Origin of the sequence: Bacillus sp. L_1B0_5 (assembly GCF_000836715.1) — a bacterium.
Taxonomy (GTDB): domain Bacteria; phylum Bacillota; class Bacilli; order Bacillales; family Bacillaceae_G; genus Bacillus_A; species Bacillus_A thuringiensis_S.
Genome location: NZ_JXIS01000041.1, coordinates 49,506 through 71,341 on the forward strand (window position 1 = coordinate 49,506; position 21,836 = coordinate 71,341).

A 21,836-nucleotide genomic window follows, 5' to 3' on the forward strand; every position below is an offset into this window, starting at 1 on the left:
TACTATTCATAGCAAGATGCTTTTTTACTCCGGTCGTTTTTTCGTCCACGTTTCTACTACTTCACCAGTATCATTAACATCTAGCACTAGGCTACCATTACTATACCGGTCTTTATTTCGATACGCTTTCGGATCAATTTCTTCTACAATGTTTTTCTCCGTCTTCATGTAAACTAATTCATCGTCCCGAACAATTTCAATACCGACAATGCGGTACGGATTACGTTTTAACTCTTTGAAAATAACAAGACCTCGCTTTGCCCTCGTCGATTTCTCAATTTCTGATGCTTTTAGACGCTTTACAGCACCGCGCTGCGTTACGAGAATAAGTTGATCTTTGTCACCATTTAATGGTTTACCAGAAGCGACATAGTCATCTTCTTTTAAATTAATTGCTTTCACACCAGCAGCTCTTACACCGACTGGACTTACTTCATCTTCATGGAAAATAAGTGCATATGCACCATGTGTAGCAAGAACGATATCACTCGTTCCATCTGTCGCAAATATATCGACAACTTCATCACCTTTTTTCAAGTTTACAGCAACGAATGCCCTTGAATAACGCTGAACTTTATATTGATTTAATTCTGTTTTCTTTATCATACCATTTCGCGTTACAAATACGATAAATCGTTTTTCTTCCTCAAAGTTCGGTACAACCGTTGCCCAAATGATTGTTTCATCTCGGTCGAGTGAAACGATATTTGCAACGTGCTGACCTAAATCTTTCCAACGAATATCTGGCATTTCGTATACTGGAAGATATATATAGTTTCCTTTACTTGTGAATAAAAGAACTGTTTCAGTCGTATTCGTATCGAATCGTTCAAGTAAGATGTCACCCTCTTTCATACCGAAGTCTTTGCCGTTTGAGGCATTATGCGAGCGCCATCCAGTACGTTTCACATATCCTTCTTTCGTTACAGTAACGATGACATCTTCTTGTGGAATCATCACTTCTACGTCTATTTTAATTTCTTCAATTTGCTCTTCAATAATAGCACGGCGATCATCACTATATGTTTTCTTAACTCTCTTCAAATCAGTTTTAATGACTTGAAGTAATCTTTTTTCACTTTGTAAAATTGACTGTAGCTCTAGAATTTTCTTATTAAGCTCATCTGCTTCTTCTTGTAACGCCGTAATGTCTGTATTCGTTAAGCGATATAATTGCAAGGATACAATTGCTTCCGCTTGTGCTTCTGTAAAGCCAAATTTTGCACTTAAATTATCTTTCGCATTACGTTTATCTTTTGAAGCTCGAATTGTCTCGATTACTTGGTCTAAAATCGATAATGCTTTCTTTAAACCTTCTACAATATGTTGACGATTTTCTGCTTTTCTTAATTCATACTGTGAACGTCTCGTAATAACCTCTTTTTGATGTCCAATATAAGCATCCAAAATTTTCGGTAATGTCATAAGTGTTGGACGACGATTATTGATCGCTACCATATTAAAGTTATATGGAATTTGCAAATCTGTATTTTTATATAAATAATTTAAAATACCTTCGGCGTTTGCTTCTTTCTTTAATTCAACAACAATTCGTAAACCAGTACGATCTGTCTCATCACGTACTTCAGCAATACCATCTAACTTTTTATCTAGACGTAATTCATCCATTTTCTTTACAAGGTTCGCCTTATTCACTTCGTAAGGAATTTCAGTGATTACAATTTGTTGTTTCCCACCGCGTACTGTTTCAACTTCTGCTTTTCCGCGAATAATAATTTTACCTTTACCTGTTTCATACGCCTTTTTAATACCATCAATCCCTTGAATAATACCACCTGTTGGGAAATCTGGTCCTTTCATAACTGTTAATAAATCATCAACAGTACTATTTGGCTTATCAATACGCATCATTGTAGCGTCAATAACTTCTCCAAGATGATGCGGAGGAATTTCTGTTGCATAACCAGCGGAAATCCCTGTAGATCCGTTCACTAATAAATTCGGGAACGCTGCTGGTAATACAACTGGTTCTTCACTTGTATCATCAAAGTTTGACACGAATTCAACTGTTTCTTTATCAAGATCACGTAATAATTCAGATGCGATTGGTGATAAACGAGCTTCCGTATAACGCATTGCTGCCGCTGGATCCCCATCAACACTACCGTTATTACCATGCATTTCAACTAAAACATTACGTACTTTCCAAGTTTGGCTTAAGCGTACCATTGCTTCATATACAGAGGAATCTCCATGTGGATGATAATTACCAATAACATTACCTACTGTTTTAGCTGATTTACGAAACGCTTTATCATGTACATTACCTTCTACATACATAGAATATAAAATACGCCTTTGTACTGGCTTTAAGCCATCACGTGCATCTGGAAGTGCACGATCTTGAATAATATATTTACTATAACGTGCAAAGCGGTCACCTAACACGTCTTCAAGCGGGAGGTCATGAAACTTCTCTGCTTGCATGTTATTCCACCTCCGTCTCCATAATCATTTCATTTTCTAAAATATTTCCTTCTTCTTGCATACCAAACTGTACATTACGTTCAATCCATTTACGGCGTGGTTCTACTTTATCGCCCATTAATGTTGTAACGCGACGCTCTGCTCTTGCTGCATCATCAATTTTCACGCGAATTAATGTACGCGTTTCAGGATTCATTGTTGTTTCCCATAATTGATCCGCATTCATTTCACCAAGTCCTTTATAACGTTGTAACATATAGCCTTTGCCAACTTTTTTCGTTACACCGTCTAATTCCTCATCTGACCAAGCGTATTCAATTACCTCACTCTTACCTTTTCCTTTACTTACTTTGTATAAAGGAGGAAGTGCGATAAACACTTTACCAGCTTCGATAAGTGGCTTCATATATCTGTAGAAGAACGTTAATAACAATACTTGAATATGAGCTCCATCCGTATCGGCATCGGTCATAATTACAACTTTATCGTAGTTAATATCTTCAACATCAAATTCATTTCCTACACCGCCGCCAATCGCATAAATGATTGTATTAATCTCTTCATTTTTAAAGATATCAGCAAGCTTTGCTTTCTCTGTATTAATTACTTTACCACGTAATGGTAATACGGCCTGGAAACGACGGTCTCGTCCTTGTTTCGCTGAACCACCGGCAGAGTCACCCTCTACTAAATACAATTCGTTTTTCTGAGGATTACGTGATTGTGCAGGTGTTAACTTCCCGCTTAACGTACCTTCTGATTTTTTTTTCTTCTTACCACTACGTGCTTCTTCTCTCGCTTTACGAGCAGCCTCACGTGCTTGCGCTGCTTTAACTGCCTTTCTCACAAGAAGTGTAGCTACATCCGGGTTTTCCTCTAAAAAGTAAGCTAAATGCTCTGATACAATGGCATCAATAGAAGAACGAGCTTCACTTGTACCAAGTTTCCCCTTCGTTTGTCCTTCAAACTGAAGTACTTCTTCTGGTACACGTACAGAAACGATAGCCGCTACACCTTCACGAATATCTGTACCTTCTAAATTTTTATCTTTTTCTTTTAATAATGAAACTTTACGAGCATACTCATTGAACACACGCGTCATTGCTGTTTTAAATCCAGCTTCGTGTGTTCCACCATCTTTTGTACGTACGTTATTTACAAACGAAAGAATATTTTCTGAGTAACCATCATTAAACTGGAATGCTAGTTCTGCTTCAATCCCGTTTTGTTCACCAGTGAAGTATACAACCGGGTGAATTGAATCTTTTTCTTCGTTTAAATATGAAACGAAAGCTTCAATTCCTGTTTCATAATGAAATACATCCTCTAAATCATTACGTTCGTCTTTTATCGAGATTTTCATTCCTTTTAATAAGAATGCAGATTCACGTAATCTCTCACATAATGTTTCATAATTATAATTTGTCGTGCTGAAAATCGTTGTATCTGGTTTGAAGTGCATTGTCGTACCAGACTCTTTTGTTTTCCCGATTTTCTCTAACGTCGTTGCAGGAACGCCACCATTTTCAAAGCGTTGTTCATAAATGCTACCATCACGTTTAATTGTTACTACTAACCATTCTGACAAGGCGTTTACAACTGATGCCCCAACACCGTGTAAACCACCACTCGTTTTATAGCCACCTTGACCAAACTTACCACCTGCATGAAGTACAGTTAAAATAACTTCAGGTGTAGGTTTCCCAAGTTTATGCATTCCCGTAGGCATTCCTCGCCCTTTATCTATAACGCTAATACTATTATCTTTATGTATTACGACTGAAATTTCGTCGCCAAATCCCGCTAACGCTTCGTCAACGGAGTTATCTACTATTTCATATACTAAATGATGCAATCCACGGCTATCCGTACTCCCGATATACATACCCGGGCGTTTTCGAACGGCTTCAAGTCCTTCTAACACTTGAATCGCATCTTCATTATATTGGAACTGATGCTTCGCCAAACTCCTTGCCCCTTTCCTAATCCAAAATCAGAACATATGTTTCTATTATAGAATAACGCCTCGACTATAGTTTTGGCAAGTTATCTTATCTCTTTTATATACCATCTTCAATAGAAAAATCCTTGTTTTCTCACAAGGATTCCTCTAGGCTACTATTTCAGAAAAATAATCGTTTGTCAACGAGAAATGGATATGTATTCCAAGATTACACATTCCAAACCTTTATTATGATCCAAATGATCAAAATCCAAAATGGGATTACAAATAACAATCCCCAAAAACAGCCTTTAAAAAATCTCATGATGAACACCTCGTTCATCGGCCCTACTTATCTATAATGAGGGCTGAATCAATCTTTCTACCTTTAAATCTATACTATTTTGTCATCGCATGTTCTACTTTAATACAACGATCCATTATTACAGTATAGTCTTTTTCTTTTAAAAGTTTATATGTATCTTCATCTTGTACTCCTAATTGTGCCCAAAAAACATCTGCATCAATCTCTACAAATTCTTTTGCAACATCCATTAAAAACTCTGAGCGACGAAATACATTTACAATGTCAACGTGTTCCTTAATATCCTTTAGTGAAGAAACTGCCTTTTCTCCAAGCACCTCATCTACTGTTGGATTAACTGGAATAATGCGGTATCCAGCATCTTGCATTGCTTTTGAAACCATATACGATGTACGTTCTGGCTTATCTGATAATCCAACAACCGCAATTGTTTTGCTTTTCTTTAATACTTCACCAATTTCCGTACGAGTTGGGTTTTCAATTGTCATAATTAATCCCTCCTATTCCTTTAGTATAGCCGATAAAGAAAGTCTCTTTCAATATGAAAGAGACTTTCTTTTATTTCGATTATTGATTCTTTGTAGCTGAATTATCTGCTAAAGTAGCTGTTTTCGTCATTTTTTGACCGTTACGATAGAAAGTAACTTCTACTTTCTCGCCTACTTTTTTCTTCTCATATAAATATTTACGGAATTGAAGTGAGTTTTCTACTTTTTGATCATCTAATGCTACTACAATATCATATTGCTCTAAACCAGCTTTTTCTGCCGGTGATATTGGATAAATTTTACCTAATACAACACCATTCGTTACTTCTTTCGGTACTTTCAATTGATTGACTGCATAAGCTTGCACATCTTCTAACGAAACGACACCTACTCCAAGAGCTGGACGTTTTACTACTCCGTCTTTTTCAAGTGATTCAATAACTGGCTTTGCGATATTAATTGGAATAGCAAATCCAATTCCTTCAACTTCTTGTTGTGCAATTTTACTTGAATTAATCCCAATTATTTCACCGTTTTGGTTAAATAATGCACCACCACTATTACCAGGGTTAATCGCTGCATCAGTTTGAATAACTTGTGCTTGCCAATCTGGGCGTTTATCGCCATCAATATCAACTGGGATTTCGCGTTCTTTACTACTGATTATACCTTCCGTTACACTTCCGTCAAATCCAAGTGGGTTACCGATTGCAATTGCTTTTTCACCCGCACGGATTTTACTTGAGTCACCTAAAGTTGCAACTTTATTCACATTAGATCCGTCAATTTCAACAACAGCTAAATCTAACCAAGGATCTTTCCCTACTAACTTTGCATCTACCTTTTTACCATCACTTAGTTTTACAGCAAGTTTATTTGCTCCATCTACTACGTGGTTGTTTGTTACAATATATGCTTTATTTCCTGCTTTTTTATAAATAACACCTGATCCTGAACCAGCTTGTTGTTCTTGACCTGTCGGTTGCATCGCAAATGGATCAACACTTTGTTGCATATTAATAACACCTACAACAACATCTTTCGCCCCTTCAATCATACCAGGTAAATCAGTTTCATTTTTCGCTTTATTTACAACTGGAACTACAGTACCTTCTACTTTTGAATCCGAACTAAATGATGATACTGGCGCTCCATTATTTTGAGCCCATGGCATATATGGTGCTGCAAAACTAATCGAAACCGCTCCGACTACAGCCCCCACTAAACCTGTGAAGAAATAGCCTTTTTTACTACCTGATTTTCTCACTTCTCTCGTTTCACTATGCTCTTCATTTAAATTTGGTCCGTCGTAATATCCCATGCTTTATTTCCCCTCTCTGGTGAATTCGTATTTTCAGTATAGTCACGTTTTGTGTCCTTCTTGTGAACTCATCGTGAAATCCAATTAAAAAAATACTCCTATCTAACATTGTAGACAAGAAAAGTATTTTTTGTACATTCTACCTTCAAAAGAGAGTATCAAATCGCCATTTTCCTAGGCTAAATTACACAAATCGTTCTAGATTATTCTTCAAATTTATAACCAACTCGAATAACAGTACCGATATGCGTCGCTTTATCTCCCAGCTTATTTCGAAGTTTTTTAATATGGGTATCAACCGTTCGGTCATCACCGTAATAGTCATATCCCCATAACTGGTCTAATAAATGTTGACGTGATAACACGATTCCTTTGTTCTCCATTAAATAAACGAGAAGTTCAAATTCTTTATGTGTCAATATAATTTCTTCTCCATCTACTAAAACAGTTCTAGATAGACGATTCACTTCTATTCCAGCTAAAGACATAGCATTTTCTTCCGCTACTCCTACCGCACCATCCGCACGTTTCAATAACGTCTTCGCGCGAGCTACTAACACTTTCGGGCTAAATGGTTTCGTTACATACTCGTCTGCACCTAATTCGAAACCTAACAATGTATCATCCTCATCCGAACGTGCTGTCAACATAATAATTGGTACTGCTGATTCTTTTCTAATTCGTCTACAAACAGACCATCCATCTATTTCCGGTAACATAATATCTAACATAATTAAATCAATTTCATGCTCTGCAAATAACTCTAACGCTTTTTTTCCATCTTCTGCTTCGATTACTTCAAAGCCTTCATTACGAAAATAATCACTAACAATTTCACGTAGTCTTCTTTCATCTTCAACAAGCAATACTGTTTTATTCATATAATCTATCCCGCCTTTTTACTCTTTCAATCGAATAATACGTTGATTGGAGCTTCCGCGAAATGGAAGTGTTAAATCTTTTTTCTCAATTTCAAACCTTCCATCGACCAAAACATCCCCATAATGTAACAACTCTATCATATCATTATTTTGAGAACTCTGTATCTCTTCTAACGTATAACCTGTATACATCCATAGGTTTTTTTTCAAATCTTTCACGATCTTTGCTACCTTTTTTACTTCAGCAGCTTGAAAAAATGGATCTCCACCTGAAAATGTTACATCAGTTAATGGATTACTTGCAATCTCTTTCACAATTTCTTCTACTGTCATTTCCGTTCCGTTGCAAATATTCCACGATTTTGGATTATGGCAACCGACACAACGATGCGGACAGCCCGCAAAAAACACGACCGTCCGCAATCCTTCTCCATCTACTACACTATCATGAATAATATTCATCACTTTCATTTATGTTTCACCCGATCTATCTCTTCACTACGTTTCGCACTATTCCACTTCGACATATCTCCTACAAGATAGCCTGTTATGCGGCGAATTCTTTCTATATTAGCCTCATCTTCATTCCCGCAACTTGGACATTCATTTCCAATAACCCCGTGATAACTACAGCACTTACAACGGTCAACAGGATGATTAATTGAACCGTATCCAACACCATGTTCTGCCATGGCTTGTACAATTTGTTTTAATGCCTTTTTGTTATGCATTGCTGCTCCGTCTAGTTCAATATACGTAATGTGTCCTCCATTACATAGAGCATGGAACGGGCCTTCTAAACGGATTTTTTTTATCGCTTGAATGTTATAATAAACTGGAATATGGAATGAATTCGTATAGTAATTATGGTTCGTTATACCGCTAATCACGCCAAATTCTTCTCTATCTTTTTTCACAAACTTCCCTGACAATCCTTCCGCTGGAGTTGCAATTATCGAGAAATTCAGTTGATGTTCTTCTGTCGCTTTATCCATTCTATCTCTCATAAAGGAAATAATTTCATACCCAAGTTTCCATGATTCTTCATCTTCCCCATGATGCTTTCCTGTTAAAGCTACTAAACATTCCGCAAGACCGATAAAACCAATACTTAACGTCCCTTGTTTTAAAATCGAAGCTACGGAGTCTTCAGGCTGCAATGTTTCTCCACCACGCCATACACCTTGTGAATATAAAAACTGAAAATCTCTTGCTCGCTTCGTACATTGATACGCAAATCTTTCTAATAGCTGCTTAATTCCTAAATCTAAATAGTAGTTTAGCGCTTCAAAAAATGCTTCTTTTGAACCACTAATTAACGCTAATTTCACTAAATTAATAGACGTAAATGATAAATTCCCTCTACCAATCGCTGTTTCTTCTCCATGTATATTAGACATAACACGGGTACGACATCCCATGTAACATACTTCACTTTCTGGTCTTCCATCATAATGCACTGCATTAAACGGAGCATCTAAAAATGAAAAGTTAGGGAATAATCGCTCTGCAGTTGTCTCTAATGCTAATTCAAATAAATCGTAGTTCGGATCACTTTCTTCAAAATTCACACCTTTTTTCATCTTGAAAATTTGAATCGGAAAAATCGGTGTCTCTCCTTTACCAAGCCCAGCTTGTGTCGCTTTTAAAAGTTGTTTAATCAACAGTCTTCCTTCTTTTGATGTGTCTGTTCCGTAATTAATAGAAATAAACGGTACTTGTCCTCCGCCCCTACTATGCATACTATTCGAATTATGAACGAAAGCCTCACACGCTTGATACGTATCATTTTCCGTTTCTTTCCACGCGAATTCTTCTATTTGTTCTTTCGTAAGCGGATATGATTGTAATCGTTTTTTATGTCTCTCAATTGTTTTTCGTACATAAGGTGCTAAATCAATATCAAAGAGTGCAAACGATTGACCACCATGCTGCATATTTTGATTCGCTTGAAAAATAATAGACGAAAGAGCCAATGCACTTTTAATGTCTTGCGGTTGTCTCATATGTCCATGTCCAGTATGAAAACCGTTAGCAAGCATTTGCGCTAACGGAATTTGCGAACAAGTCGTCGTTCCTGTCGTATAAAAATCTAAATCATGTGGATATAATATATTTTCATTTATCGCTTTTTTCACTTGATCTGACAATAAATTCTCAACAGCATAATATTTTGCACTCTCAGATGCGAACGTTCCCATTACGCCCATTGGAGAGCGGCCGTCTACATTTGCATTTTCTTGCATTAAATCTTGTTCATTGCCGTGGACTATCGTCTCAAACACTTTCATTAATTCTTCTCCACGTGTAATATTTCGTAACATTTATAACCCTCCACCAATATGTTGTTGTCTTGTGATTAAAATGTTACTACATATAGTCTTACTGTTTCTGTGAGAAATGTAACATTACTGTGAAATTTTTTTCACGAAATAATGAATTTTTCATTTACAAAAAAGAAATGTGCTCTTTACAAATGTATGGTACAATATACGGGAAAAACTCTTTTTACCCTTTATCAACACATTTGAATAAAGGAGACTGAACTTATGGTTACTACATATCTTTTATTTATCGTTGCCTACTTACTTGGCTCGATTCCATTTGCACTAGTTGTTGGAAAAATTGGCTACGGAATCGATATTCGTGAGCACGGGAGCGGTAATCTAGGCGGAACAAACACATTCCGCACATTAGGGAAAAAAGCAGGTTTTACCGTTACAATTGCTGACATTTTAAAAGGGACATTAGCAACAAGTCTACCAATGATTTTCGGATTAGATATTCACCCACTATGGTTCGGGTTAGCGGCTGTTCTTGGACATGTCTACCCGATCTTCGCGAAATTCCGCGGTGGTAAAGCAGTTGCAACTTCTGCTGGGGTGCTATTATGCTATTCACCAGTTGTTTTTGCAATATTAGCTGTTGTATTTTTCACCCTTTTATTTACAACAAGATACGTATCACTTTCTTCTATGGTAACAGCAGTTGTTGCTGTTATTGCATCCATTGTTAGCGGGGATAAAATCTTCATTATTGCGATGTGTTTATTAGCAGGTATGGTTATTTATAAACACCGTGCAAATATCAGACGAATTATAAATAAAACTGAGCCTAAAGCAAACTTTTCAAAAAAGCAAAAATAAGATCGTAACCCACATAACGCAAAAAGAAAACGTGAAGCATATTAATAGCGTCTTTTTGCGTTATTTTTTATACTAAAGAAAAAGCAACATAATTTGGAGGAACTATACATGAATCTTTCCGTAACAAAAGAAGCAGCACAATGGTATAAAACTGAATTAAACTTACAATCAAATGAAACACTACGCTTTTTCGTACAATACGGTGGTTGCAGTACTGTGCAAAAAGGACTTTCTTTAGGTATTCGTAAAGATGATCCTGCACATCCTGCTGTTCAAATTCAAGAAGAAGGTATTAATTTCTTTATTGAAGGCGATGATGAATGGTTCTTCGATGGACATAATTTATCTGTTACACTTAACGAAGGTGACGACTTCCCACAATTTAATTATGAAAAATAAAAAAACGTGGCTTCTGCCACGCTTTTTTATTTTTTCTTAATTTCCTCATATTTCGCATACCACTCAGGATATAACTTTTTAAATGATACAGGGCGGAACCCTTCTTTTTTCGCACAAATATTCGTCGTACTTGCAGTAATACAAAGTTCACCATCACCATTATATATTTCATATCCATATACAACGCGAAGTGGGCTCACAGTATCTACCCATGTTTTTACGATTGCTTTTTCTCCGTAACGCATCGCTTTACGGTATGAAATTTGTAAATCTAACACAGGAGAAATAATTCCTTCTTTCTCCATTTCAACATATGAAAAACCTAAATCTTGTATAAGTTTCGTGCGACCTAACTCAAGCCACACTAAGTAGTTTGAATGGTAAACAACACCCATTTGATCTGTTTCCGCATAACGGATTTCAACTTCATGTTCTGCTACAAACATATGTATTCGCCTTCTTTCACTTCTGCTACCTTGCATACATTTAATCATAATACAGTGACATCAAAAATAAAATAAAAATAGTGAATCTTTTCCCGAAAGGAGCCAGCATATGATTCAAATTGTAACTGTTCGTAGTGGTGATAGCGTATATAGCTTGGCATCAAAATATGGATCAACACCTGACGAAATAGTAAAAGACAATGGATTAAATCCAGCTGAAACACTCGTTGTTGGTCAGGCACTTATCGTTAATACGAAAGGGAATAATTATTATGTACAGCCTGGTGACAGCCTATATCGAATTTCTCAAACATATAATGTCCCCCTCGCTAGTTTAGCTAAAGTGAATAATTTATCTTTAAAATCTATTCTCCATGTCGGACAACAATTATACGTACCAAAAGGTACAAAACGAGCTGTAGAATCCATCGCTTATTTACAACCTTCAACTATACCGATTAAAGAGAGTTTAGTTAATGCTACACGTGCCATCAATCCATTCTTAACATACTTAGCTTATTTTAGTTTTGAGGCAAAAAGAGATGGCACATTAAAAGAACCTACTGAAACAGCTAAAATCGCTAATATTGCAACGCAAGGTAAAACAATCCCTATGCTCGTTATTACAAATATTGAAAATGGTAATTTCAGTGCCGATCTAACATCAGTTATTTTACGCGACGCAACGATTCAAAACAAATTTATTACTAACATTTTGCAAACAGCTGAAAAATATGGCATGCGAGACATTCATTTCGATTTCGAAAGTGTAGCACCTGAAGACCGCGAGGCGTATAATCGCTTTTTACGAAATGTAAAAACACGCTTACCTAGTGGGTACACATTGAGCACAACTCTCGTACCGAAAACAAGTTCCAATCAAAAGGGCAAATTTTTCGAAGCTCATGATTATAAAGCGCAAGGGCAAATTGTTGATTTCGTCGTCATTATGACATATGACTGGGGATGGCAGGGCGGGCCACCGATGGCGATTTCTCCTATCGGTCCAGTGAAAGAAGTACTTCAATATGCAAAATCTCAAATGCCTCCACAAAAAATTATGATGGGGCAAAATTTATACGGGTTTGATTGGAAGCTTCCATTTAAACAAGGAAATCCACCTGCAAAAGCAATTAGCTCCGTCGCAGCTGTTGCACTAGCTCGTAAATATAATGTTCCTATTCGTTATGATTTCACAGCCCAAGCTCCTCATTTTAATTATTTTGATGAAAACGGCGTGCAACACGAAGTTTGGTTTGAAGATTCACGGTCTGTTCAAAGTAAATTCAATTTAATGAAAGAACAAGGTATAGGCGGTATTAGTTACTGGAAAATCGGTTTACCATTCCCACAAAATTGGCGTTTACTCGTTGAAAATTTTACGATTACGAAAAAAGGCTGACAAAAGTCAGCCCTTTTTTTCATATTACTGCTAAAAACTCATCTTTCATTTCCTCACAAAAAAGAAGAATGATAACATTCTCCTTTTTAACCGTTATCAACAATCGGTTGTTTACCTGTTTGATCTTGCATTTGCTTTCCTTTATTTCCACCAGCTTTTTTCGACTGTGTTCCAATATGATTTGGTGCAAAGTCTTTTGAATTTTTTTTCGGATTACCCATTACTATCGCCTCCTTAACACTAGTATCGTACTAGTGTTAAGAATTATTCAGCTTGCTTAAAAAGTTTCATTTCATAACGTTTTTCAATGCGCTCTTCAATGCGATCAATTGCATCACGATCGCTTAATAATTGTTGTTTATTTTCATTTACAAGTTCTTCAAACGATTTACGGCGACTTCTTCTCATGTTGTTCACCCTCTCTCCTTCGCTTTCTTATTACATAGTATGAGCAAACGAAAAACTCTTTAATCAGATTTGTAAGAAAATTTTATGTTTTAGTACTCCTAAAAAAACTCCGTGTACAATATATTGCACACGGAGTTTTTTATACCATAATATTTAAATACTCTTTCAACTTTTCATCTGCATTCATTTCATTTTCTTTATAATCATGAAGCGCCTGTAATACAAAATCATACTGCTCTAAAATATAACTTTCTAATTTCGTAACATCCTCTAAGCTATTAAGCATAATTCTCGTATTACCAACTTCACTTTTTAACGCTGGTTCACATTTTAAGCTTGTACATATTTCTTTCACATCATCTTCTAATATATCTGTTAATACATATTTCTTTCGTCCTGTTACCTTTACTCTCATAACCGGATAAAAAGCTTTTATATCTAAATAACTTCCTACGTTCATACAACGTAGCCATTCTACATTACGTTTATTACGTGCAAGCATTTCTTTCACCGCTTCGTATACTACGATTTCATCAAGTGAGACCTTATTTACTTTTCTCTGTCCTTCTTCTTCAATCGCTGCACACTTTTGATAAACAGCAGCACACGTAATGCAATCATCAAATGCATTATGAGAACTTAAACGAATGCCAAGCATTCGCTTTAACGTTTCAAGTTTATGATTAGGCGCATGCTTCATGTATTTCTTCGCTAAAAATACAGTATCTATTACTTTATTTTTAGGTTCAGGTAGCCCTAGCATATTTACATTACTTTTCAAAAAGCGCATATCAAAAGAAGCATTATGGGCCACAATAACATTTGTATGTAAAAATGCTAAAAATAAAGGTAATACTTCTTCAATCGTCGGTGCATCTGAAACACGATAATTGGTAATACCGGTTAAACTCGTTATTCGGTCCGGAATTAGCCGCTCTGGATTCACGTATGAAACAAATTGATCTACCAGTTCATGATTACGATATTTCACCGCTGCAACTTGAATAATTTTATCATTATAAGGGTTAAATCCTGTTGTTTCAAAATCAATTACAACATAATCTAACGGTAAGGATACATTCCCCACTCCATACACTCCTTTATCTCTAAACGATTATATTTCTTACATCATATCATGAAGTTATTACTACTTGAAAAAGAAAAGGCAGAAATGGGAGCTCTCCACCTCTACCTTTTCACCATTATTTTAATTTAGCAACCCTTTTCTCCATCTCTTTTTGCGTCATCGGCCCAATAAACTTATCTTGAATGACACCTTTTGTATCTATAAAATACGAAGTTGGAATCGTAATTACTTTATACGCTGTTGTCACATCAATGTTCTTGTCCAATAAAATAGGAAAAGTAATTCCTTTTTCTTTAGCAAAATTGCTTACCTTTTCTTCCCCCCCACCTTTTTCTGAAGGCGTATAGTTGATTGCTAAAATTTCTACGTTTTCTTTATGTTCTTTATAGAAAGCCTCCATATCCGGCATTTCTTGTTGGCAAGGTCCACACCACGTTGCCCAAAAGTTTAAAATCACTTTCTTTCCTTTTAAATCTGATAGCTTTACATTCGTTCCATCTAACTTCGTTAATTCGAAGTCTGGCGCACTCTTCCCTATTTCAATACCATTACTTGCAATCATCTCTTTCATCGCAGCTTCACTTTGTTCTTGCTCCCCTTGTACCACCTGCTCTTTTTTACCAAACTGTTCATAAGCTGCATATCCCGCTAAACAAAGTAACACTACAATAATCGTAAGCTTCCGCCACATGTTATATCACCCTAACGTATTTATCTTCTTATAACTTAATTACTCAAATACTATATACCTTATTTTAGCTTATACGGACAAGCTTGGAAATATTCAGAGTCGAAATAATTAGAATATTCTCATTTAAAGTGTAATCTTTTCCTTTTTATCATATAATTAGAAAAACAGATGAGGTGTTGTTTATCTTCTAATGGGCCCATTCACCTTTTTACTTTCGTAGTTATATAAACTTCAACAAAAGGGGGATTTTTTATGAATTCATTCGAAAAAATAACATTATATATTCTTAGTTTTCTTTTATACCCAATCGGTATTATTACATGGATCATTTCACTCTTTAGTAACGATCTTGAAAAGAAGAAAGTAGGGCGTATTTGTCTTTATATCTCTCTAGTCTCATTCGTCCTTTTCTTAATCCTTGGAATTGCAACTTTCCTTATGACTGCTACTTTTAATGTAGATCTAAATCATTCAGAATCTATCCAATATCAAATAAATGATGTTGAATAAAGATAAGGGCACTGCTCTTATCTTTATTCACATCTCTTTCAAAATGAATGACTATTTATTAATTTTTCAGGACTTCCACATGCAATAATACTTCCTTCTCTCATTATGACAACACGATCCGCTAGTATCACTTTCTCTACATCATGTGTTGCCACAATTCTCGTTACATCTCTTCCTAGTCCTTCAATCATATTCCAAACAGTTTCTTGATTACTCGGATCTAACCCCGCAGTCGGTTCATCTAAAATAATAAGATTCGGATTTGAACCAATTGCTCGTAATAATGCAAGACGTTTTCTTTCTCCTCCCGAAAGCTCTTCTCCACTTTTATGTAGTACAGTTTGAATCCCCTTAGGTAAATCTCTAATTATCGGCTTCATATTTATAAGGTCAATATTTTTTTCTAATTCGTTTTCTAAATACTCCTCCCGGAAATACATATTCTCTTTTACTGTCGTCCGAAAGAAACGAGGTTCTTGCCACACTGTAGTCATTCGAGCCTTTTGACCATAATAAACAACACTACCGTTAGATGGTTTATACAAACCTGTCATTAATTTTAAAAGCGTTGTTTTTCCTGCACCGCTTTCTCCCACAATAATAACGAGTTCACCAGGACGAATTTGCAAATCAATATTATGAATTCTGCATTTCTCTTTATCATTCTCCTGAAATGAAACATTTGTTATCCTCATCCCCATCGCTCTTTCTACATTACTATCTGCCATTCTTTTATCTAAAAAGGAAAAAACTCTATTTGCCGAAGCGACTGCAACTTGTGTCATCATTAATAAATCGCCCACGTAACGGACTGGGAAAAAGAGCATTTCAATTGTAGCTAACACTGCAACGAGTGAACCAACTTCCATTTCCCCTTTCATTATTTTTTGTGCGCCTACAATGAGAACAACGATATATGCTCCTGTTTCAATCACTGTTCCAACTACTCCAATGCAATGTTGCATCATCGTCTTCTTTACTTCCGATTTATAAGATTGTGCCGTTACTCCTTTAAATAAGCGAATGGCCCATTTTTCTTTTTGTAAACTACGTAAATCTTGTATAGCCTTTACAAACTGTGACACCATCTCTACAACACTCGATTGATTTTTTTGAGCAATGCTTGCAATATCCCTTACCTTTTCTCCCATCAGTATTGGAACAATTGCACTTAAAAATAAAAACGGAGTTACCCACAATATAAACTGTATATCTATATGTTGTAGTGCTATGAAAGCTCCAATAAATTGGGCAATAGCGTGTATATACTCTATTAATATAGAACCATATAATCTGACCCAGTTCGGAATATCAGATACGACCAAAGTTTCTAACTCCCCTTGCTTAATCTTCTCGCTCTCTTCAAACGGTAATGAGAAATAGTGACGCAATAATTCTATACGTTTCGTTTGTAATATACGTTGACTCGCTTTTGAGCTTATATAATCAAATAAAAGATTGTTCGTCCACATTAAAAAGCGAATACCCGCAAACAAAGCTATATATAAATACGCACCTTTTAGCTCCCTTTGAATAAGATTGTCTACAATTAATCCCATGAAAATTGGGCGTGATAAGTTTAAAATGGCAGCAATTATCCCACTACATACAGCTGCCATTACTAATATTTTCTCTTTTCGTAACGGCAACAATATTCTTTTATATTCTTTCATGACGTTCCCTCCACTTTTCGTAGTAAAAAGAAAGGGATGAAACCATATGGTTTCATCCCTTTCCATAAAATAAGGAAGCTAACTATTGTTAGCTTCCTTATTTTTCATTTCAATTATTTAGTTCGACACTTTTGACTCTTCAATTTTCTCACGAAGAACCATTTGCAGAATACCACCGTGACGGTAGTAATCAATTTCAACTTCACTATCGAAACGAGCTACTACTTCAAATTGTTTTTCGTTGCCATCTAAATCAGTTGCAACTACTTTTACAAGATCGCGTGGTCTAACTGTTTTGTCAATTTGGATTTCAAATGACTCGTTACCAACAAGACCTAACGTTTCAGCACTTTCGCCATCTTTAAATTGAAGTGGTAATACACCCATTAACACTAAGTTACTGCGGTGAATACGTTCGAAGCTTTCTGCGATTACTGCTTTAATACCTAATAAGTTAGTACCTTTCGCAGCCCAGTCACGAGAACTTCCCATACCGTAATCTTTACCAGCAACAACTAGAAGACCTGTTCCATCTTCTTTATATTTCATAGCAGCATCATAGATAGATGTTACTTCACCAGTTGGCCAATATGTTGTATATCCGCCTTCTGTGCCTGGTGCGATTTGGTTTTTAATACGGATGTTTGCAAATGTACCACGCATCATAACTTCATGGTTACCACGACGAGAACCGTAAGAATTAAAGTCAACTGGTTGTACGCCGTTTTCTAATAAGTAGCGTCCAGCTGGTGTGTGCTTACCAATTGAACCTGCTGGTGAAATGTGGTCTGTCGTTACAGAATCACCAAATTTACCAACTATGCGTAAACCTGATAACGTTTCAACTTCACCTGGCTCTTTAGATAAACCTTCAAAGAATGGTGGGTTTTGAATGTATGTTGAATCATTATCCCAAGTATATAAAGCTTCGTTTGAAGTTTGGATTTCATTCCAACGCTCATTGCTGTTAAATACTTGTGCATATTCTTTCTTGAACAGTTCAGATGTAACAACACTTTGAACTACATCTTCAATTTCTTTAGCTGATGGCCAAATATCGTTGAAGTAAACAGCATTGCCATTTGCATCTTTACCGATTTCATCATTTTTCAGGTCAATATCAACAGTACCTGCAAGTGCATATGCCACAACAAGTGGTGGTGATGCTAAGTAGTTTGCTTTTACAAGAGGATGAATACGACCTTCAAAGTTACGGTTACCAGATAAAACAGATGTTACTAGTAAGTCGTTTGCTGCGATTGATTCTTCTAATTCTGGCGCTAATGGACCAGAGTTACCGATACAAGTCGTACAGCCGTAACCAACTGTTTGGAAACCTAATTGGTCTAAATATGTTGTTAAACCTGATTTATCTAAGTACTCAGTAACAACTTTAGATCCTGGTGCTAATGATGTTTTTACGTACTCAGGTACTACAAGTCCTTTTTCAATTGCTTTCTTCGCAACTAGACCTGCCCCAATTAATACGTATGGGTTTGATGTATTTGTACAGCTTGTAATTGCAGCGATTGCAATTGCACCTGTTTTCATCGTTACTTCTTTATCTTCTAATGTAACCTTCACTTCTTTATCGAACTCTTGCTCATTAAATCCAAGCCCTTGTGTTCCAACTGGTGCTAATACAGCTTTGTGGAACGCATCTTTCATATCTGAAAGTGGAATTAAATCTTGTGGGCGTTTCGGTCCAGAAAGGTTAGATTCGATTGTATTTAAATCAATTTCAACAAGATCAGTGTAGATTGGATCTTTACTGTCTGCTGTATAGAATAAACCGTTCGCTTTACAGTATTCTTCAACAATACGAATTTGCTCTTCATCTCTACCTGTTAAACGTAAGTATTCTAATGAAATATCATCGATTGGGAAGAATCCACAAGTTGCGCCGTATTCTGGTGCCATATTTGAAATTGTTGCACGGTCAGCTAAAGGCATACTCTTTAGTCCATTACCGAAGAACTCAACAAATTTACCAACTACACCTTTTTGACGTAATACTTGTGTTACTTTTAATGCAACGTCTGTTGCCGTAGTACCACTTGGAAGTGTGCCAGTTAATTTCACACCGATTACTTCAGGTACTGGGAAGTATGAAGGCTGTCCAAGCATTCCTGCTTCTGCTTCAATACCACCAACGCCCCATCCAAGAACGCCGATACCGTTAATCATTGTTGTATGTGAGTCTGTTCCAACTAATGAATCTGGGTATGCAACTAAGTCACCTTCAGCATTTTTCACAGCATGAACAACTGGTGCTAAATATTCAAGGTTTACTTGGTGTACAATGCCTGTAGCTGGTGGAACTGCACGGTAGTTATCAAATGATTTTTGTGCCCAGCTTAAAAATTTATAACGTTCTTCATTACGTTTAAACTCTAAGTCCATGTTGAATGCAAGCGCGTCTGCCGTACCCGCTCTATCAACCTGTACAGAGTGGTCAATTACAAGGTCTACAGTAATTTCAGGATTAATTTTGTCAGGATCCCCACCCATGTCTGCCATTGCTTTACGAAGCGAAGCCAAATCAACAACAGCTGGAACACCAGTGAAATCTTGTAAAATTACACGAGATGGTTTAAATGGAACATCGATATCTTGCACATCTTTCGTTCCCCATTTCACTAAATTTGTAACATGCTCTTCTGTGATTACACGTCCATCTACTTGACGAAGTACTGATTCAAGTAAAACTTTCACGGAATATGGTAATTGAGATACGTTGCCAACCCCTGCATTTTCAAGCGCTTTCAAATCATAATAATGATACGTTTTTCCATCTACTTCAAAAGTTGCACGTGATTGAAATGGATTATGTTTGACCATTATGTTTCCCCCCTGTTAAACGTGACTAAGTTGTCTGAATATAAAATGTAGACAAACTTTTCAATACCTTACGATAATATCTTATTACAACTTTCTAAATAAGTAAATAATAAGAAACTTATAGATTATCATAAGTTTTCTTTATGTTTCTAAATTTGAATAGCTTTCATGCTCCTTATGAATACTATTATCATAAAGTAAAGTGCTCTATTAGCGGTTTACTTACAGTTCATACATACTATGAACTGCTCATCATTCAACATACAAAAAATATTATAGAGGTGAAATAAAATGGGTAAAAGAAAAGCAAATCATACTATTTCAGGAATGAATACTGCATCTGCACAAGGACAAGGAACTGGTTACAATGAAGAATTTGCAAACGAGCCTTTAACTCCAGCAGAGCGACAAAATAATAAGAAACGTAAAAAGAACCAGTAAAGAAAAATCCCAAAAGGTCTATTTTCCTTTTGGGATTTTTTCTAATGTTTATAACGTAGTAATTCCGAAACCGTTACAAATCGATAGCCCTGCTTTTTCAGCTCAGGTAAAATTTTTGCTAGCGCTGCTACCGTTTGACTACGATCATTTCCTCCATCATGTAACAATACAATATCGCCACTTTTAGCATTTTTCACTACATGATTTACAATGGATTCAACCCCTGGATTTGCCCAATCACGTGGGTCTTGATGCCACGACCATAGAACAATTTGATAGCCAGCCTCTTTCGCTGTTTTAAATACAGCATCGTTAATATATCCGCCAGGAGGACGGAATAGCAAAGGTTCTTTCACCCATTTTTCAAAAAATTTCTTTCCATCTAAAATATCATTTTCTAATTTTTCATCTGACGAATTACTTGCGTACAAATGATTCATCGTATGATTTCCAATTTCATGTCCCTCTTTTAACACTTGCTTCACTAAATATGGATTACGCTGAACTCGAAATCCAATCATAAAAAATGTCGCTTCCGCCTTATATTGACGTAATAAATCTAAAACTTGTGGTGTATACGTTGGATCTGGCCCATCATCAAATGTAATTGCAATGATTTTTTCATTATTAGGTACTTCCCATGTTACATAACCAGTTGGTTCTAACTCTTTTCTGAGCAACATTTTCGCTTCCACTTTTTCCACTTGAAATATATGTACTGCGCATAATAAAGAAAAAACTATTAAAAGAATTTTCTGTTTTAACATAACGTTCACTAAAGCAGCAAGGTTGTCGAATAGACAACAACCTTATTTACTTTTCTAATTGATCTACATTTCGCATTATATTTTGGAGATTATTTTCATATTGCTCAAGTTGTGGACGTTGTGTTTCTGAAGCTACCTCTAGTGCATTTTGAATTTGTTCATATGCTTCCTGGACCTCTTGGCGTAACTCTTTTAAATCATGACCGTAGTTAGGGTCATTTTTCACAATATTATTAAATGCATTTTCTGCTTGTGTAACTCCTTGCTGTGCCGCTTGAAAGGCTTGTTGCTTATCTTTATGATATGGCATTATATAATCCCCTTTCCATAATAGTTAGTCCTATTTATCTTTACCTTTTTTTCTAAAAACATTCCCGTATAAATTTACAAACTTCTCTCATTCTAAAGAGAAAGAGGAGGTGTCACATATAATGGGCAAAAACAATCGTGAAGCGAAAGAAAAAAAAGGACAACCTGAACCATTAAGCGGATCTCATAAAGTAAAAAACCGTAACCATTCACGTCAAAAGAATCATGCACATCATGATATGTAAAACAAAAGGTTCACACTAGCTACCTTTGCCACATACAATGTTTATATTTTTCCATTTATTCTTCAC

The 21,836-nt window shown here is 36.1% G+C and carries 22 protein-coding genes; 6 read left to right on the forward strand and 16 right to left on the reverse strand.

The genetic code is table 11. The annotated features are described in order from the left end of the window. Positions 1–24: 24 nt before the first annotated feature. The 7 genes from parC to RT27_RS13515 form a co-directional block, all read right to left on the reverse strand. Positions 25–2,448 carry a DNA topoisomerase IV subunit A gene (parC, locus tag RT27_RS13485; protein WP_016080679.1) on the reverse strand — a complete coding sequence of 808 codons (2,424 nt, stop codon included), beginning with the start codon at positions 2,446–2,448 and terminating at the stop codon, positions 25–27. 1 nt (position 2,449) lies between these two features. Then, the gene (parE, locus tag RT27_RS13490) at positions 2,450–4,414 is read right to left on the reverse strand and encodes a DNA topoisomerase IV subunit B (protein ID WP_016080678.1); all 1,965 of its coding nucleotides are present in this window, start codon (positions 4,412–4,414) and stop codon (positions 2,450–2,452) included. A 375-nt stretch (positions 4,415–4,789) separates the two neighbouring features. Then, positions 4,790–5,203, reverse strand: coding sequence for a CoA-binding protein (locus RT27_RS13495; protein WP_000151390.1), 414 nt, complete (start codon positions 5,201–5,203; stop codon positions 4,790–4,792). A gap of 79 nt (positions 5,204–5,282) precedes the next feature. Further along, a complete protein-coding gene (locus tag RT27_RS13500; RefSeq protein ID WP_016080677.1) occupies positions 5,283–6,524 on the reverse strand; it encodes a trypsin-like peptidase domain-containing protein in 1,242 nt (413 codons plus the stop codon). Positions 6,525–6,727: 203 nt separating this feature from the next. Continuing rightward, positions 6,728–7,405, reverse strand: a complete 678-nt coding sequence (locus RT27_RS13505) for a response regulator transcription factor (protein WP_029443029.1) — start codon at positions 7,403–7,405, stop codon at positions 6,728–6,730. A gap of 18 nt (positions 7,406–7,423) precedes the next feature. After that, positions 7,424–7,876, reverse strand: coding sequence for an anaerobic ribonucleoside-triphosphate reductase activating protein (gene nrdG / locus RT27_RS13510; protein ID WP_000867078.1), 453 nt, complete (start codon positions 7,874–7,876; stop codon positions 7,424–7,426). Then, positions 7,873–9,729 (reverse strand): anaerobic ribonucleoside triphosphate reductase, encoded by a 1,857-nt coding sequence (locus RT27_RS13515; protein ID WP_029443030.1) that lies wholly within the window; start codon positions 9,727–9,729, stop codon positions 7,873–7,875. The genes nrdG and RT27_RS13515 overlap by 4 nt, the downstream gene beginning before the upstream one ends. Positions 9,730–9,954: 225 nt before the next feature. Here RT27_RS13515 and plsY point away from each other — a divergent pair, with 225 nt between their 5' ends. Both plsY and RT27_RS13525 read left to right on the forward strand, forming a co-directional pair. After that, the gene (gene plsY / locus RT27_RS13520; protein WP_016080675.1) at positions 9,955–10,551 is read left to right on the forward strand and encodes a glycerol-3-phosphate 1-O-acyltransferase PlsY; all 597 of its coding nucleotides are present in this window, start codon (positions 9,955–9,957) and stop codon (positions 10,549–10,551) included. Between the two features lie 108 nt (positions 10,552–10,659). Next, a complete protein-coding gene (locus tag RT27_RS13525) occupies positions 10,660–10,950 on the forward strand; it encodes a HesB/YadR/YfhF family protein (protein WP_001054455.1) in 291 nt (96 codons plus the stop codon). Positions 10,951–10,976: 26 nt separating this feature from the next. Here the strand turns inward: RT27_RS13525 and RT27_RS13530 are convergent, their stop codons facing one another. After that, a complete protein-coding gene (locus RT27_RS13530) occupies positions 10,977–11,396 on the reverse strand; it encodes a thioesterase family protein (protein WP_000495812.1) in 420 nt (139 codons plus the stop codon). Positions 11,397–11,505: 109 nt separating this feature from the next. Here RT27_RS13530 and RT27_RS13535 point away from each other — a divergent pair, with 109 nt between their 5' ends. Further along, positions 11,506–12,798, forward strand: a complete 1,293-nt coding sequence (locus RT27_RS13535) for a glycosyl hydrolase family 18 protein (RefSeq protein WP_000614855.1) — start codon at positions 11,506–11,508, stop codon at positions 12,796–12,798. 86 nt (positions 12,799–12,884) lie between these two features. On the opposite strand, the gene sspN is transcribed toward RT27_RS13535, so the two are convergent. From sspN to RT27_RS13550, 4 genes are all read right to left on the reverse strand, one after another. Then, on the reverse strand, positions 12,885–13,019 hold the full coding sequence (gene sspN / locus RT27_RS13540; protein WP_000527987.1) for an acid-soluble spore protein SspN: 135 nt from the start codon (positions 13,017–13,019) through the stop codon (positions 12,885–12,887). A gap of 43 nt (positions 13,020–13,062) precedes the next feature. Continuing rightward, a complete protein-coding gene (locus RT27_RS32415; protein ID WP_001254699.1) occupies positions 13,063–13,206 on the reverse strand; it encodes an FbpB family small basic protein in 144 nt (47 codons plus the stop codon). Positions 13,207–13,345: 139 nt separating this feature from the next. After that, a complete protein-coding gene (locus RT27_RS13545; RefSeq protein ID WP_043936423.1) occupies positions 13,346–14,293 on the reverse strand; it encodes a 3'-5' exonuclease in 948 nt (315 codons plus the stop codon). 115 nt (positions 14,294–14,408) lie between these two features. Continuing rightward, a complete protein-coding gene (locus RT27_RS13550; protein ID WP_000269065.1) occupies positions 14,409–14,984 on the reverse strand; it encodes a redoxin domain-containing protein in 576 nt (191 codons plus the stop codon). A 252-nt stretch (positions 14,985–15,236) separates the two neighbouring features. Here RT27_RS13550 and RT27_RS13555 point away from each other — a divergent pair, with 252 nt between their 5' ends. Next, positions 15,237–15,494 carry a hypothetical protein gene (locus RT27_RS13555; RefSeq protein ID WP_001083876.1) on the forward strand — a complete coding sequence of 86 codons (258 nt, stop codon included), beginning with the start codon at positions 15,237–15,239 and terminating at the stop codon, positions 15,492–15,494. A gap of 38 nt (positions 15,495–15,532) precedes the next feature. Here RT27_RS13555 and RT27_RS13560 read toward each other — a convergent pair whose 3' ends face one another. Both RT27_RS13560 and acnA read right to left on the reverse strand, forming a co-directional pair. Next, positions 15,533–17,167, reverse strand: coding sequence for an ABC transporter ATP-binding protein (locus RT27_RS13560; RefSeq protein ID WP_029443032.1), 1,635 nt, complete (start codon positions 17,165–17,167; stop codon positions 15,533–15,535). Positions 17,168–17,284: 117 nt separating this feature from the next. Further along, the gene (acnA, locus tag RT27_RS13565; protein WP_043936424.1) at positions 17,285–20,008 is read right to left on the reverse strand and encodes an aconitate hydratase AcnA; all 2,724 of its coding nucleotides are present in this window, start codon (positions 20,006–20,008) and stop codon (positions 17,285–17,287) included. Positions 20,009–20,299: 291 nt separating this feature from the next. Between acnA and sspO the strand changes: the two genes are divergently transcribed. Further along, positions 20,300–20,449: a small acid-soluble spore protein O gene (gene sspO, locus RT27_RS13570; RefSeq protein ID WP_016080671.1), complete on the forward strand. Its 150-nt coding sequence runs from the start codon at positions 20,300–20,302 to the stop codon at positions 20,447–20,449. Positions 20,450–20,490: 41 nt separating this feature from the next. Here sspO and pdaB read toward each other — a convergent pair whose 3' ends face one another. Together pdaB and RT27_RS13580 are read right to left on the reverse strand one after the other, a co-directional pair. Further along, positions 20,491–21,216: a polysaccharide deacetylase family sporulation protein PdaB gene (gene pdaB / locus RT27_RS13575; protein WP_043936425.1), complete on the reverse strand. Its 726-nt coding sequence runs from the start codon at positions 21,214–21,216 to the stop codon at positions 20,491–20,493. A 46-nt stretch (positions 21,217–21,262) separates the two neighbouring features. After that, positions 21,263–21,526 (reverse strand): hypothetical protein, encoded by a 264-nt coding sequence (locus RT27_RS13580; RefSeq protein WP_001146295.1) that lies wholly within the window; start codon positions 21,524–21,526, stop codon positions 21,263–21,265. 121 nt (positions 21,527–21,647) lie between these two features. Between RT27_RS13580 and RT27_RS13585 the strand changes: the two genes are divergently transcribed. Continuing rightward, on the forward strand, positions 21,648–21,770 hold the full coding sequence (locus RT27_RS13585) for a small acid-soluble spore protein P (protein WP_000517650.1): 123 nt from the start codon (positions 21,648–21,650) through the stop codon (positions 21,768–21,770). Positions 21,771–21,836 lie beyond the last annotated feature (66 nt).

Excerpts from the sequence above, each read along its gene's own strand:
- RT27_RS13530 (WP_000495812.1), bottom strand. The coding sequence starts at position 11,396 with ATGTTTGTAGCAGAACATGAAGTTGAAATCCGTTATGCGGAAACAGAT.
- RT27_RS13505 (WP_029443029.1), bottom strand. The coding sequence starts at position 7,405 with ATGAATAAAACAGTATTGCTTGTTGAAGATGAAAGAAGACTACGTGAA.
- RT27_RS13535 (WP_000614855.1), top strand. The coding sequence starts at position 11,506 with ATGATTCAAATTGTAACTGTTCGTAGTGGTGATAGCGTATATAGCTTG.
- RT27_RS13560 (WP_029443032.1), bottom strand. The coding sequence starts at position 17,167 with ATGAAAGAATATAAAAGAATATTGTTGCCGTTACGAAAAGAGAAAATA.
- sspN (WP_000527987.1), bottom strand. The coding sequence starts at position 13,019 with ATGGGTAATCCGAAAAAAAATTCAAAAGACTTTGCACCAAATCATATT.
- pdaB (WP_043936425.1), bottom strand. The coding sequence starts at position 21,216 with ATGTTAAAACAGAAAATTCTTTTAATAGTTTTTTCTTTATTATGCGCA.
- RT27_RS13525 (WP_001054455.1), top strand. The coding sequence starts at position 10,660 with ATGAATCTTTCCGTAACAAAAGAAGCAGCACAATGGTATAAAACTGAA.
- parC (WP_016080679.1), bottom strand. The coding sequence starts at position 2,448 with ATGCAAGCAGAGAAGTTTCATGACCTCCCGCTTGAAGACGTGTTAGGT.
- RT27_RS32415 (WP_001254699.1), bottom strand. The coding sequence starts at position 13,206 with ATGAGAAGAAGTCGCCGTAAATCGTTTGAAGAACTTGTAAATGAAAAT.
- nrdG (WP_000867078.1), bottom strand. The coding sequence starts at position 7,876 with ATGAAAGTGATGAATATTATTCATGATAGTGTAGTAGATGGAGAAGGA.
- RT27_RS13585 (WP_000517650.1), top strand. The coding sequence starts at position 21,648 with ATGGGCAAAAACAATCGTGAAGCGAAAGAAAAAAAAGGACAACCTGAA.
- RT27_RS13580 (WP_001146295.1), bottom strand. The coding sequence starts at position 21,526 with ATGCCATATCATAAAGATAAGCAACAAGCCTTTCAAGCGGCACAGCAA.
- RT27_RS13495 (WP_000151390.1), bottom strand. The coding sequence starts at position 5,203 with ATGACAATTGAAAACCCAACTCGTACGGAAATTGGTGAAGTATTAAAG.
- RT27_RS13500 (WP_016080677.1), bottom strand. The coding sequence starts at position 6,524 with ATGGGATATTACGACGGACCAAATTTAAATGAAGAGCATAGTGAAACG.
- RT27_RS13515 (WP_029443030.1), bottom strand. The coding sequence starts at position 9,729 with ATGTTACGAAATATTACACGTGGAGAAGAATTAATGAAAGTGTTTGAG.
- RT27_RS13555 (WP_001083876.1), top strand. The coding sequence starts at position 15,237 with ATGAATTCATTCGAAAAAATAACATTATATATTCTTAGTTTTCTTTTA.
- RT27_RS13550 (WP_000269065.1), bottom strand. The coding sequence starts at position 14,984 with ATGTGGCGGAAGCTTACGATTATTGTAGTGTTACTTTGTTTAGCGGGA.
- sspO (WP_016080671.1), top strand. The coding sequence starts at position 20,300 with ATGGGTAAAAGAAAAGCAAATCATACTATTTCAGGAATGAATACTGCA.
- acnA (WP_043936424.1), bottom strand. The coding sequence starts at position 20,008 with ATGGTCAAACATAATCCATTTCAATCACGTGCAACTTTTGAAGTAGAT.
- plsY (WP_016080675.1), top strand. The coding sequence starts at position 9,955 with ATGGTTACTACATATCTTTTATTTATCGTTGCCTACTTACTTGGCTCG.